13 protein-coding genes are annotated in these 12,630 nt (G+C 67.8%); 11 read left to right on the plus strand and 2 right to left on the minus strand.

Annotated features, from left to right (window positions below; translation table 11 throughout):
* Positions 1 to 106: 106 nt before the first annotated feature.
* The 7 genes from SK571_RS12985 (at position 107) to SK571_RS13015 (ending at position 6,644) form a co-directional block, all read left to right on the plus strand.
* Positions 107 to 1,966, plus strand: a complete 1,860-nt coding sequence (locus SK571_RS12985) for an Hsp70 family protein (RefSeq protein ID WP_319984286.1) — start codon at positions 107 to 109, stop codon at positions 1,964 to 1,966.
* Positions 1,967 to 2,018: 52 nt separating this feature from the next.
* Entirely contained in the window at positions 2,019 to 3,281 is a 1,263-nt protein-coding gene (locus SK571_RS12990) for an MFS transporter (protein ID WP_319984287.1), read from the plus strand.
* A gap of 9 nt (positions 3,282 to 3,290) precedes the next feature.
* Positions 3,291 to 3,485, plus strand: a complete 195-nt coding sequence (locus SK571_RS12995) for a DUF3046 domain-containing protein (RefSeq protein WP_319984288.1) — start codon at positions 3,291 to 3,293, stop codon at positions 3,483 to 3,485.
* Positions 3,486 to 3,632: 147 nt separating this feature from the next.
* Positions 3,633 to 4,679 (plus strand): recombinase RecA, encoded by a 1,047-nt coding sequence (gene recA / locus SK571_RS13000; protein ID WP_090073224.1) that lies wholly within the window; start codon positions 3,633 to 3,635, stop codon positions 4,677 to 4,679.
* 11 nt (positions 4,680 to 4,690) lie between these two features.
* A complete protein-coding gene (locus tag SK571_RS13005) occupies positions 4,691 to 5,200 on the plus strand; it encodes a regulatory protein RecX (RefSeq protein ID WP_319984289.1) in 510 nt (169 codons plus the stop codon).
* 77 nt (positions 5,201 to 5,277) lie between these two features.
* Positions 5,278 to 5,733 (plus strand): MarR family winged helix-turn-helix transcriptional regulator, encoded by a 456-nt coding sequence (locus SK571_RS13010; protein WP_319984290.1) that lies wholly within the window; start codon positions 5,278 to 5,280, stop codon positions 5,731 to 5,733.
* 110 nt (positions 5,734 to 5,843) lie between these two features.
* On the plus strand, positions 5,844 to 6,644 hold the full coding sequence (locus SK571_RS13015) for an alpha/beta fold hydrolase (protein ID WP_319984291.1): 801 nt from the start codon (positions 5,844 to 5,846) through the stop codon (positions 6,642 to 6,644).
* A gap of 63 nt (positions 6,645 to 6,707) precedes the next feature.
* Here SK571_RS13015 and SK571_RS13020 read toward each other — a convergent pair whose 3' ends face one another.
* Complete coding sequence (locus SK571_RS13020; RefSeq protein WP_319984292.1) at positions 6,708 to 7,508, minus strand: S1 family peptidase; 801 nt, start codon at positions 7,506 to 7,508, stop codon at positions 6,708 to 6,710.
* Between the two features lie 145 nt (positions 7,509 to 7,653).
* Between SK571_RS13020 and SK571_RS13025 the strand changes: the two genes are divergently transcribed.
* Genes SK571_RS13025 through SK571_RS13035 form a run of 3 tightly spaced genes read left to right on the plus strand, consistent with a single transcriptional unit; the run spans position 7,654 to position 10,351 of the window.
* Entirely contained in the window at positions 7,654 to 8,415 is a 762-nt protein-coding gene (locus tag SK571_RS13025) for a DUF4190 domain-containing protein (protein WP_319984293.1), read from the plus strand.
* 42 nt (positions 8,416 to 8,457) lie between these two features.
* Positions 8,458 to 9,225 (plus strand): RNA ligase family protein, encoded by a 768-nt coding sequence (locus SK571_RS13030; protein ID WP_319984294.1) that lies wholly within the window; start codon positions 8,458 to 8,460, stop codon positions 9,223 to 9,225.
* Complete coding sequence (locus SK571_RS13035) at positions 9,218 to 10,351, plus strand: AAA family ATPase (protein WP_319984295.1); 1,134 nt, start codon at positions 9,218 to 9,220, stop codon at positions 10,349 to 10,351. Before SK571_RS13030 ends, SK571_RS13035 begins: the two co-directional genes overlap by 8 nt.
* Positions 10,352 to 10,612: 261 nt before the next feature.
* Here SK571_RS13035 and SK571_RS13040 read toward each other — a convergent pair whose 3' ends face one another.
* Complete coding sequence (locus tag SK571_RS13040) at positions 10,613 to 11,830, minus strand: DUF4142 domain-containing protein (RefSeq protein ID WP_319984296.1); 1,218 nt, start codon at positions 11,828 to 11,830, stop codon at positions 10,613 to 10,615.
* Positions 11,831 to 12,102: 272 nt separating this feature from the next.
* Here SK571_RS13040 and SK571_RS13045 point away from each other — a divergent pair, with 272 nt between their 5' ends.
* Positions 12,103 to 12,630 (plus strand): sigma-70 family RNA polymerase sigma factor, encoded by a 528-nt coding sequence (locus SK571_RS13045; protein WP_319984297.1) that lies wholly within the window; start codon positions 12,103 to 12,105, stop codon positions 12,628 to 12,630.

Raw genomic sequence — 12,630 nt, forward strand, 5'->3', positions numbered from 1 at the left:
GACCATCATGACGCCGGGGTCCGACAATTTCTGATTACGCAGGTCCGAGCACTCGGCAAAGCCCGCTGTGGCACGATCACCACGTACGTCCTGCGAGGGGAGCACGGTGCGCGTCCTGTCCGTCGACCTGGGCACCGCCAACACGGTTGCGGTGCTGTCCGACCACGGTGTGGTGGATGTGGACGGTGGGCCCACGATGCCCTCGTCCGTCTACCTCGACGAGGACGGTTCCCTGCGCGTCGGGCGGGAAGCGGACCGGCGTTCGCGCCAGGACCCGTCGCGCTACGAGCCGAACCCCAAGCGCCACATCGACAAGGCGACGATCAAGCTCGGTGAGCAGAACCTGCCGACCAACGACGCGCTCGCGGCCATCTACGCGCGTGTCATGGAGGCCGTGACGGCGCTGCTGAAGGGCGAGCACCTCGACGAGATCCGCCTGACGCACCCGGCCGAGTGGGGCCCCACCAGGCGCAACAGGCTGCTGTCCTCGGCCAGGCTCGCGGGCATGACCGGCGAGCTCGTGCCCGTTCCCGAGGCCATCGCCGTGGCCTCGCTCGGCGGTGGCCGCCCGCTCGCCGTCTACGACTTCGGCGCCGACACGTTCGACGTCTCCGTGCTCGACTCCCAGCACCGCATCCTCGCGGACGGCAGCCTCAGCGACGTCGGCGGTCTCGACGTCGACCAGGCGCTGATGGAGCACATCGGCCGCACCGTCTCGCACAAGGACCCGGCCGGCTGGCAGCGGCTGATGCGCCCGGTCACCGTCGAAGACCACCGCGCCTGCCTCGGCCTGCGTGAGGAACTGCGGCTCGCGAAGGAGGACCTCTCCGAGCTGCCCCAGGTCGAGGTGCTGATGCCGGAGCCGTTCGAGAAGGTCGTCATCACGCGCGCCGAGCTGGAGGCGCTGATCAGGCCGAGCCTGATCCGCAGCACCGAGGTCCTGATCTCCACGGTCCGCACCGCCGGCGTCACGCCCGAACACGTCTACCTCGTCGGCGGCTCCTGCCGGATGCCGCTGGTCGCGCAGATCATCGCGGAGAAGGTCGGCATCGTCCCGACCAACCCCGACCACCCGGAGACGATCGTCGCGTCCGGCGCGCAGGTCGTGGACCGGGCGATGATCACGCTCAAGGCCGAGGACGACAAGCCCAAGTTCGTCGAGCCGCCCACGGTCGTCACCGCGCCGGTCAGCCCCGCCGTGACCGGCCCGCACCCGGTGAACCCGAACGTCAGCGGCCCGAACCCCGTGGTCAGCGGCTCGTACCCGAGCGGTTCGTACCCCAGTGGTTCCTACCCGAGCGGTTCGTACCCGAGCGGCGCGTACTCGGCGAGCGGCACCTATCAGGTGAACCCGAACACCAGCGGCAGCTACCCGGCGAACTTCCCGCAGCAGGCGCCGAAGAAGGACAACAAGAAGGTCCTCATCGGTGTCGGTGCCGGCGTCCTCGTGGTGGCGGGCGTGATCGGCGCCGTCTTCGCGCTGTCCGGCCCGAGCCTGCCCAGCGCCGACGAGTGCAAGGACGACACCTCGCAGGACGGCCAGGGCTTCACGAAGTGCCTGCGCCAACTCGCGGGCACCGTGCCGGACGGTGGCGGCTGCGAGAAGGCCGACTCCGCGCAGATCACCGGCATGGAGGAGATCAAGGGCACGGTCGTGAGCTGCACGATCCGCGACGGCTACGAGGTCCAGTACATCCTCACCGACAGCGTCACCGGCGCGGAGAACAACGCGGCCTCCATCGCGAAGTCGTTCCAGACCGACCGCGTCGAGGCCGACTGGACCGGCAACGGCCTGGAGGGCGACTACAGCGCGGCCACGTCGAGCGGCACCGGCGTGCTGGTGTTCACCGCCAAGGGCCGTCCCATGTTCGGCATCCTCACCAAGACCGCCGAGGAGAACGCGGACGAGCTCAAGGCGGACGAAATGGCCGACTTCTTCGAGAAGTCCGTGCAACCGGGGGAGTAACGCCCCTGATGGACCTGTCGGCGAGAGGTCCGGCCGTGTCACGATCGTGATCATGGTGACCGTCGCGCCGCAGGTCGAACGCGTGCAGCGCAAGGTCGTCCGCGTGCTGACCGGCACCCAGATCCTGGGGTCGGCGGCGGTGACGATCGGCCTCGCGTTCAGCACGTTGATCGCCGCATCGCTCTCCGGGTCCGAGGCCGTCGGCGGGCTCGCGCAGACCGCGGCCGTCGCGGGTGCCGCGCTGCTCGCCCTGCCGGGAGCCCGGCTCGCGCAACGCAGCGGGCGTCGGCCCGCTCTCATCCTCGGCTACGGCATGGGCGGGCTCGGCGCGCTGATCGCCGCTGTCGCCGTGGGCCTCGGGTTGTGGCAGGTGCTGCTGGTAGGTCTCCTCCTGTTCGGAGGGGCGTCCAGCGCGAACTACGCGGCTCGTTACGCCGCAACGGATCTGGCCCATCCGCATCGCCGTGCGCGCGAACTCTCCCGCGTGGTGTGGGCGGCCATGATCGGCGCGATCATCGGCCCGAACCTGGCCGATCCCGCGGGGCGAGCGGCCGGCGCACTGGGTCTCCCGGCGGGCGTCGGGCCGTTCCTGCTGGCGGCCGTGGTGCTCGCAGCCGCGGTGCTGGTGATCCAGTTCGGGTTGCGGCCGGACCCGCTGGTCGTCGTGAAGAGCACACGACCGGTTGAATCCGCGGACTGCTGCGCCGGAGGCGCCAGCGGCGAGAGTCCCCGCGGTCTGAAGATCTGGGCGACGCTCGGGCCGATGGCCCGACTTGCACTCATTGGTGTGATGTTGTGCCACACGGCGATGGTCGGGCTGATGTCGATGACACCGGTGCACATGAACCACGCAGGGTCGTCCTTGCGCGTGGTCGGCGTCGTGATCAGCCTGCACGTCGCCGCTATGTACGCCGCGAGCCCGCTGTTCGGGTGGATGGCGGACCGGCTGGGCCGCGTGCCGGTGCTCGCGATCGGCGCGTCGCTGGTGGTGGCGGCGTCCGGGGTCGCGGGAACGGCGCTCTCGCACGACGCTCCGCAACTCGCCGCGGGACTGGCGCTGCTCGGCTTCGGCTGGTCGGCCGGGCTGGTGGCGGGATCCGCGTTGCTGACGGAGTCCGTGCGGGTCGAGGACCGGCCCGCCGCGCAGGGGCTGTCCGATCTGATGATGAACGTCGGCGGTGCCATCGGTGGAGCGGTGGCCGGGATCGTCGTGACGGCGTGGTCGTACGCGGCGCTCGGGCTGATCGTCGGGTTCACCGCGCTGCCGCTGCTGGTCGTGTGCCTCCTCGCATCGCTGCGCAGGCCCGTTCGTTAGGGTCTTCCGGTGCGCATCACCATGTTCCGCAAACTCATGGCAGGGGAGTTCGGCCAGGTCAGGGCCGAGATGATCGCCCATGACCACGTGCTGTCGTCGCTCGGGGGCCGTACCGCCGACGAGGCGCTGGAGGCCGGAACCGAGGCCAAAGAAGTCTGGGTCGCGGTCTGCGAAGCGTTCGACGTTCCGGAAAATCGCCGCTGAGCAGGGCGCCGGGAGTGTCGCGTGTGCTCGAACACGTGTTCGGCTACAGTGGCTGCGACCCCCGGCTTCGCAGAATTGTCAGACCCCGCCAGTAGCGTCAGGTCCAACATGACGAAGCAACGGCAGACGACAAAAGGTGGACCCAAGATGGCACCCGCAGCACCCGACCGGGACAAGGCGCTCGAGCTGGCCCTGGCGCAGATCGACAAGCAGTTCGGCAAGGGCTCCGTGATGCGCCTCGGTGAAGAGGGCCGCGCCCCGATCGCCGTGATCCCGACCGGCGCGATCGCCCTGGACGTGGCGCTCGGCATCGGTGGGCTGCCGCGTGGCCGGGTCGTCGAGATCTACGGTCCGGAGTCGTCGGGTAAGACGACGGTGGCGCTGCACGCCGTGGCGAACGCGCAGAAGGCCGGCGGCATCGCGGCGTTCATCGACGCGGAGCACGCGCTCGACCCGGAGTACGCGAAGAAGCTGGGCGTCGACACCGACGCACTGCTGGTGTCGCAGCCCGACACCGGTGAGCAGGCGCTCGAGATCGCGGACATGCTGGTCCGTTCCGGCGCGCTCGACATCCTGGTCATCGACTCGGTCGCCGCCCTCGTGCCGCGCGCCGAGATCGAGGGCGAGATGGGCGACAACCACGTCGGTCTGCAGGCCCGCCTGATGAGCCAGGCGCTGCGCAAGATCACGGGTGCGCTCAGCAACTCCAACACGACCGCGATCTTCATCAACCAGCTGCGCGAGAAGATCGGCGTGATGTTCGGCTCCCCGGAGACCACGACCGGTGGTAAGGCGCTGAAGTTCTACGCCTCCGTGCGCCTGGACGTGCGCCGCATCGAGACCCTGAAGGACGGCGGCGAGCCCGTCGGCAACCGCACCAGGGTCAAGGTCGTGAAGAACAAGGTCGCGCCGCCGTTCAAGCAGGCCGAGTTCGACATCCTCTACGGCAAGGGCATCAGCCGCGAGGGCTCGCTCATCGACATGGGCGTCGACCAGGGCATCCTGCGCAAGTCCGGCGCCTGGTACACCTACGAGGGCGACCAGCTGGGCCAGGGCAAGGAGAACGCCCGCAAGTTCCTGCTGGACAACCCGGACATCGCGAACGAGGTCGAGAAGCGCATCAAGGACAAGCTCGGCATCGGCGCCACCCTCGACGCCGACGAGACGGTTCCCGTCGCTCCGGTCGAGTTCTGAGGTCGTGAGGGTTGGACGAGGCTGAAGAGCAGCGCAAAGCGCGGGACATCTGCTACGCGCTGCTCACCGCTCGGGCCCGCTCCCGGCAGGAGCTGCACGACGCCCTGCTGCGCAAGGGGATCAGCGCCGGCGCCGCCGAGGTCGTCCTCGGCAAGTTCGACCGTGCCGGCCTGATCGACGACGCGCAGTTCGCCGAGATGTGGGTGCGTTCCCGGCACACGTACAACGGCCTGGGCCGCCGCGCCCTGGTCATGGAACTGCGCCGCAAGGGCGTGGCGGACGAGGTGGTGGCCGAGGCCGTCGCCGCGGTCGACAGCGAGGCCGAGGAAGAGCGTGCCCGCGAACTGGTCCGCAAACGCCTGCGCACCATGTCCGGCGTGGACGAGACGGCGAAGATCCGCCGGCTCGTGGGTGCGTTGGCGCGCAAGGGTTATGCGGAAGGCCTCGCCTATCGCGTGGTGCGCGACGAGCTGCGCGACGCGGGGGCCGAGGCCTCGGCACTGGACGAGCCCTGGTCGTAGGCCGGGGCCGGTCCTCGTTCGAGGTGCCGTAACCGATCACGCCGCTGGAGCGGTTGGCTCCGAGTAGCCTGAAAAGCGTGAGCACTACTCCCGACGCGCCGTCCGCCGTGACTCCCACGGTCTCCGACCTGCTCTGCTTCGACCTCTACACGACGTCGCGAGCGGTCACCGGCTTCTACCGCCCGATCCTCGACAAGGCGGGCATCACCTATCCGCAGTTCCTGGTGATGCTGCTGTTGTGGGAGAAGGACTCGAGGCCGATCCGGGAGCTCGTGCAGGAGCTCGACCTGGAGTACAGCACGCTCTCGCCGTTGATCAAGCGGCTCGAGAAGAGCGGTCTGCTGGTGCGTGTCACGCACCCCGACGACGAGCGTTCCGTGCTCGTCCAGCTCACGGACAAGGGTCGTGACCTGCGGTGGATCGGTGCCGAGATGTTCAACCAGCTCGGCAAGGCGCTCGGCATGACCCTCGAGGAGATCACCATCCTCCGCAAGGCGTTGAACAGGGTGAAGCACGGCGCGGAGCGCCAGTGAGCTGAAACACATCGCGTACGAGGTAACTCGTCGGGTAACTTACATCGTGCACGATCTAATCGAGCACGATGCACCACCGTCACGGTGGCCGACGAGAGAGTGAGAGACCAATGCGAGTTCGCAAGGTGTTCGCGGTTCTGGGGACGCTCCTGGCGCTGGCCGCCGTTGTTCCGTCCGGTGCCGGTGCGGCGGAGGACGCGGAGAAGCAGGGCGCCAAGAAGCCGACCATCGTGCTGGTGCACGGCGCGTTCGCGGACGCGTCCAGCTGGAACGGTGTCGTGGAACGCCTGCAGCGCAAGGGGTTCCCGGTCGTGGCGGTGGCGAACCCGCTCAGGTCCATCACCGGTGACGCGAACTACCTGCGTCAGGTGCTGGCCTCGATCGAGGGGCCGATCGTCCTCGCCGGACACTCCTACGGCGGCATGGTCCAGTCGGCCGCGGCGCTCGGCAACCCGAACGTGAAGGCGCTCGTCTACGTCGCGGCGTTCGCGCCGGAGAAGGGCGAGAGCGCTCTCGAACTGTCGAACAAGTTCCCCGGCAGCACCCTCGGAGACACGCTGTCCACCATCGACATCGGTGACGGCAGCAAGGATCTGACGATCCAGCAGGACAAGTACTGGCAGCAGTTCGCGGCCGACGTGTCCCGCAAGGACGCGACACTGGCGGCGGCGACACAGCGACCGATCAACGACACCGCGCTGACCGAGAAGGCCGGCGAGCCCGCGTGGCACACCGTTCCGTCGTACTTCGTGGTGGCGGGCAAGGACAAGAACATCCCGATCGCCGCGCAGAAGTGGATGGCCGAGCGCGCTCACGGCCGTGCGGTCGTCGAGGTCAAGGGCGCCTCGCACTCGGTGGCCGTGTCGCACCCGGACACCGTGGCCGACCTGATCGTGCGCGCCGCACGGTAGTGAAAGGCCGAGAAAGCCGGGACGCGGGCAGGGGCGTCCCGGCTTTCTCGTGTTCGTGGCCGGCTAGGGCTTCGCGATCTGGCAGCCGGGGAGCGTCAGGTCCAGCGTCGTGCGGGGACCGAAGCAGGAGACGAAGCCGAAGGTCTGCTGGCCGTAGTTGGTGCCCCGGCGGACGGTGATCTTGCCGGCGGCGTCGACCTCGCACGGGTTGTTCATCGTGCAGCGGCCGCCGCTCTCGTTGCCGGTGTTGTTGACGCCGACGACCTTGCCGCTCGCGTTGTCGATGATCGGCGAGCCCGACGTGCCGCCGATGGTGTTGCACGACGGCGTGTAGCGCAGCGAGTCGCGCCAGGTCCAGCTCGCTTCCTTGACCTCGTGGACGAAACCGTCGAGCTGACACGAGTAGATCTTCGTCCAGTAGCCGGAGACGATCCGGATCTCCGACTTGGCGACGGGTCGCGACGCCGACAGTTCCAGCGCGCGGCCGCCGTGTTGCTGCTGGATCTGCTGGTACGTCTTGTCGAGCTGGTAGAGCGCGGCGTCGGTGCCGGTCATCGTCGCGTAGACGAGCTTGGCGCTGTGCAGCTTCGCCATCTCCGCGCCGGATCCGCCGAGCAGCGTGAAGGTGCGGTCCACCGGCTTGCCGACGAGCACCTGGCCCGGCTTCATGAGCTCGACGCAGTGCCCGTTGGTGAGCACGAGCGCCTTGTCCGCCGGCGCTGAACTGGGAAGGCGGACGACCGAGCCGGAGCAGTTGTCGAGTTTCACCGTGCCGGTGAAGTCGACGGAGGCATGTGCGGGTGTCGTGGTCACGCCGAGTGCGGCGATCACTGCCAGCAGGGTTCCGGCGAGTCGTCGAGCCATGTACGGATCGTAGTCGGTTCGCTACCTTCGGCAGTCGGCTGACTGGCCGGTCATAACTCGATCGGGTGACGCTGATGGTTGGGGCTAACGGGTGAACCGGACCGATCGACGTCGTGGTCACACATCGCAACCGCCAGGAGACGTGATGACCTTTCCGACGCCGCCCGTCTACGCCCAGCCTCCGGTCGCACCGCAGAAGCCGACACGGTTCGGTGCGCTCGCCTGGGCCGCGGTGATCCTCGGGATCGTCGGCGTGGTCGGCTCGTGGGTCATCTTCCTCAACAACCTCACGGCTATCGCCGCGTTCGTCGGCATCGTGCTCGGCGTCATCGCGTTGTTCGGCACTCGCAAGGTTCTCGCGGCGATCGGCGTCGTCCTCTGCGTCATCGCGATCGTGCTGACCGTGGTGGCGCAACAGGCCGCGGTGAAGGAACTCGACAAGATCCTCGGAGACGTCAGCCAGGGTCAGGTCGAGGCTCCCGGCGAGACCGCGAAGCAGGACGCGCTGACCGAGAACCCCACCTGGGGCAAGCGGTTCACGTGGGCGAACGGCCTTTCGGTCGACGTCGCCGCGCCCACCGCGTGCACGCCCGGCCAGTACTCGGCGCCGTCGAACATCGCCCGCGCGGTGAGGTTCGAGATCACCATCACCAACGGGACGAGCGCCGCGTTCGAGACCGCGTTGATGTCGGTCGGCACCGACGCGCAGTTCAACGGCCAGAAGGCCGAGATGGTGTTCGACTCCAGCGGCGGCTGTGACAGCACGTTCGACTCGGCGACCGTCCTGCCGGGCAAGACCTACACCTTCCACGTCGCGTACTCGGTCGGCGCGCAGCCCGGTGAGATGCAGCTCGTGTTCGAGCCGACCTTCAACTCCGACAAGGCGGCGTTCGTCGGTCAGGCGTAAACCGTTCGCTCGCGGGCGCACGGACGGGATACAAATCGGGGCATGTTGCGCAAGTACCCGCGAACGCCCCACCTCGAGGGCTCGCGCCTGCAACCAGGCGACGAGGACCTCGACCAGGTGCCGTTCCGCGCGATCGCGGGGCGGCACCTCGTCGTCGAGGAGAAGCTCGACGGTGCCAACGCGGGCATCAGCTTCGACTCCGGCGGAGTGCTGAAACTCCAGTCGCGCGGCCATTTCCTGACGGGCGGGCCGAGGGAACGGCAGTTCGCGCCGTTGAAGGCGTGGGCCGCGACGCACCAGGGCGTGCTGTGGGAGAGGCTCGGCACGCGGTACGTGCTCTACGGGGAATGGTTGTACGCCAAGCACACCGTGTTCTACGACGCGCTGCCGCACCACTTCTGCGAGTTCGACGTGCTCGACCGCACGACCGGCGAGTTCCTGTCCACGCCGGAACGCCGTCACGTGCTCTCGGGTACGCCGGTGGTGTCGGTGCCGGTGCTGCACGAGGGACCGTTGCGTCGCCTGAAGGACCTGACCGCGTTGCTGGGCCCGTCCACTTGCCGCACTCTTCGGTGGCGCGACGCGCTGGTCGACGCGGCGCGGGCGGCGGGGCAGGACCCGGAAGTCGTTGTCGCGGAAACGGATTCGGACGACGACATGGAAGGCCTCTACATCAAGGTGGAGGAGGACGGGCGCACGGTCGAGCGCTACAAATGGGTGCGGCCGACGTTCCTCACCGCCGTGCTGGACTCGGGCAGCCACTGGCAGGACCGCCCGATCCTGCCGAACCAGGTGGTGGCCCGTGTTTGAGCAGTTGTGCCCGGCCGGTCCGCGATGGACTCTCGACTGGGACGCCGTGCGCTCGGCGTTCCCGTGGGTGCGCGCACTCGAAGGCGTGCCGCAGGACCCTGTGCACCACGCCGAGGGCGACGTCGCCACGCACACCCGGATGGCGTGCGAGGCCTTGGTGTCGTTGCCCGAATGGCGGTCGCGTCCCGAGGCGGATCGAGTGCGCCTGTTCGCGACAGTGCTGCTGCACGACGCCGCGAAGCCGTTCCGCACACAGATCGCCGACGGCCGCGTCACCGCGCACGGCCACTCCCGCGCCGGCGACCTGCTGGCGCGCAAGCTGTTGTGGGAGATGGGACGCCCCATCGCCTGGCGCGAGCACGTCGCCGCGCTGGTGCGGCACCACCAGGTGCCGTTCTGGGCGCTGGAACGACCGGACCTCGACCGCATCGCGTTCCGGGTGAGCCTGCTCGCGCGCAACGACGACCTGGCGACGCTCGCCCGCGCCGACATCCTCGGCCGGATCTGCGCCGACGCGGACTCGGTGCTGGAGAACATCGCGCTGTTCGAGGAGTACTGCCGCGAGCGCGACTGCCTGGACCGGCCGCGTGCCTTCCCGTCCGACCACGCCCGGTTCCAGTACTTCCGCACACCCGGCCGGGACCCCGGTTACGCCGCCTACGACGACACGCGCGTCGAGGTGACGGTGCTGTCCGGCCTGCCGGGCGTCGGCAAGGACCACTGGATCACCGCTCACCGGCCGGGCTGGCCGGTGGTGAGCCTCGACGCGGTGCGCTCGCGACTCGGCATCGCGCCCGACGGCGACCAGCGCGCGGTCGCCGCCGCCGCGTTCGAGGAAGCCCGAGCGCTGTTGCGGGCGGGGGAGCGGTTCGTCTGGAACGCGACCAACATCTCCCAGCAACTGCGCGAGCGCTGCATCGGACTCGCCGCCGACTACCGCGCCCGCATCACCCTGATCGGACTCGAAGCGCCGAAGAACGTGATCCACGCTCGCAACCGCGCCCGTCCGGAGCCGGTGCCGGCCGTCGTCATCGACCGGCTCGTCGGCAAGTGGGAGGCGGTCGACCTGACCGAGGCGCATGTCGTCGAACGTGTGGACACGGCGCTGCCCTGGTCCCGGTCTTGAGCCCGCCGATCCCTCTCTTCTGGCAGGGATCGGGCAGCCGGTCCGGTGGAGCAGCCAACAGCTAGGTTCTCGGCGCGTTCGCGCGTTCACCTTCGTTATGTCAACCCAACATCGTGCTGACCTGCTACTTAGCAATGACTCTTTTGACGACGTCGTCAAAAGAGTCATTGCTAGGGCAGTGGGGGCGGGCTGGCGGAGGGCCCGTCCGGCGCTGCTGCATCGGTTGGCGAGGGCGGCAGCCGATATATCAGTGGGCACGCGTCAGCGGCGGTGTCCTCCGCGGTGGCCGACCGCGCGGACCAGCCAGAGGGTGCCCGCGCCGGCGACCACCAGGACGGCGATGCCGGTCAGGAAGCCGACGCTCGTGGACGAGTCGTCGGGTTGTGGTGGCGGGCTGCTGTTGGGCTTCGGCTGGGTGAGAGCCGGGATGTCGGCCATCTGCAGCGAGTTCGCCTTCACCAGGCCGGTGCCCTCCAGCAGGAGCATGTGCTTGAGCAGGATGGTCAGGGCCGTCTGGGCGGCGATGCGCGCGGGGACGTTCTTGGTCGTCGCGCGCGCGTGGGCCACCTGGCTGATGAGCGAGCCGTCGGCGGCGCGTGACAGGTTCGCGTACATGCTGTCGAGGTCCTCACCCGAGCTGGACGAGATGGCGTTCGCCCACGACTTCTGTTCCGTCGTCGGCTCGGTGGGGAGGTCCACGCCGATCTGGCGGGCGGCCTCCGTGACCGCCTGGGCCAGCTGGGCGTGCTCGGCGGCGAGCTGGCCCGCGACCTTGCGGACCTTCGCGTCGCGGGCCCGGTTGGAGCTTTCGCGGCTGGCCGGTTTCTGCCACAACGAATGCTGGGTGAGCAGTACGAGCAATTCCCGGTCCGACGGTTCGATGTTCTGGCCGATTACGCGGACCGCGTTCACCTGTGCCTTGGCGGTCACCAGATCGAACGCGGACGGGTCGGCCTTGCCGGTGTTCTCCAGAACCGTCATTGTGCGAATCAGCATTTGCGCGGCCTGGTGAGCGAGCGTTCGAATTGTGGTGTTCTGAGTTGTCGCTCGCGTTTGCGCGGCCATTACGAGAAGTCCGCCCTGCGCCTGCCGGACGATCGTCGCGTAGGCGCGGTCGTGGTTGTCCCCGGTGCGTCCTGCCATCTCATCGACGAGTGACTGGTGTTCACTGCTGATGTCGTTCGGCAGGACCACTCCCAATCCTTCGGCGGATTTCAGGAGATCGATGTCGAGCCGTGAATGCCCTTCGAAGACGTCCCGTCCGGCGTTGCTTATACCGGCGTTCGTGGAACGCGCTGGCGCATCTTTGCTCACCGGCACCAGCCAAGAATTCGCCTGCCTCAGGGAAACCATGAATGAGCGGTCTGATGGTTGTACTTCTGTCGATTGCGCATTGGCCGGGACGGCTCCGATGAAAGCCCCCAGAAATACGACGGACAGGATGGTGAACAGCGCTGCATGCTGTCCCAGCGTGTCCAAACGGTGACGCATAGTGCCCGTTCCCTCCCGCGATCGAGCTGCCTTCAAAGGTGATACGCGCTGGTAGGGTCAGGGTTCACGGGGCATAGGCAAGGATGCATGTGACGTGCATCACAGAGAAATTGGCGAACCATTAGGTCCTGATTTACGTACCCGAGAGCTTTTCGCGTTCGCGATGTAGTATCTGGGCGATTCCGTGCTCGGCCACCGAGTCGCTAGGACTGCCGCCCGAAGCGAACCTGTCGCCGATATCTGGGGAGGTCGTCAGCTTCATGGTTGATCAGGGCAAGGTCGCACAAGCCCATCAGGATGAAGAATTGCTCACGTTGCTCTACGGGCAGTTCCAGCGGATGTTGTTCTCGCAGGTCCTGTGCCTGACCAACTACGACCGCCAGTGGACGGAAGACGTCGTCCAGGAGACGTTGATCAGGGCTTGGCAGAACTCCGCGCATCTCGTTCGTGAGCCGGGTATGTTGCGCGGCTGGCTTTGTACTGTGGCTCGTCGCATTGTGATCGACGGATGGCGGAGCCGGCAGGCGCGCCCGCAGGAAGTTGAATTGTTGCGTCCGGACATCGCCGAATCTCCGGACGACACAGAACAGACACTTTCGGTAATGGTCATCACCGATGTAGTACGCCAATTGAGTGATGAACACCGTTCAGCGATCTACGAAACGTATGTCATGGGTCGAACGGTGAAGGAGGCCGCGATCGTTCTCGGAGTCCCGGAAGGAACCGTCAAGTCCCGGTTGTACAAGGCCATGCACACGATCCGCCGGGCGCTGCAGGACAGGAGCTAG

It is taken from the genome of Lentzea kristufekii (genome assembly GCF_033949925.1).
GTDB lineage: Bacteria > Actinomycetota > Actinomycetes > Mycobacteriales > Pseudonocardiaceae > Lentzea > Lentzea kristufekii.

What these genes read in the sequence shown, in the direction of transcription:
- SK571_RS12990 (WP_319984287.1), top strand. Translation starts at nt 2,019, where the DNA reads ATGGTGACCGTCGCGCCGCAGGTCGAACGCGTGCAGCGCAAGGTCGTC.
- recA (WP_090073224.1), top strand. Translation starts at nt 3,633, where the DNA reads ATGGCACCCGCAGCACCCGACCGGGACAAGGCGCTCGAGCTGGCCCTG.
- SK571_RS13015 (WP_319984291.1), top strand. Translation starts at nt 5,844, where the DNA reads ATGCGAGTTCGCAAGGTGTTCGCGGTTCTGGGGACGCTCCTGGCGCTG.
- SK571_RS13020 (WP_319984292.1), bottom strand. Translation starts at nt 7,508, where the DNA reads ATGGCTCGACGACTCGCCGGAACCCTGCTGGCAGTGATCGCCGCACTC.
- SK571_RS13025 (WP_319984293.1), top strand. Translation starts at nt 7,654, where the DNA reads ATGACCTTTCCGACGCCGCCCGTCTACGCCCAGCCTCCGGTCGCACCG.
- SK571_RS13030 (WP_319984294.1), top strand. Translation starts at nt 8,458, where the DNA reads ATGTTGCGCAAGTACCCGCGAACGCCCCACCTCGAGGGCTCGCGCCTG.
- SK571_RS13045 (WP_319984297.1), top strand. Translation starts at nt 12,103, where the DNA reads ATGGTTGATCAGGGCAAGGTCGCACAAGCCCATCAGGATGAAGAATTG.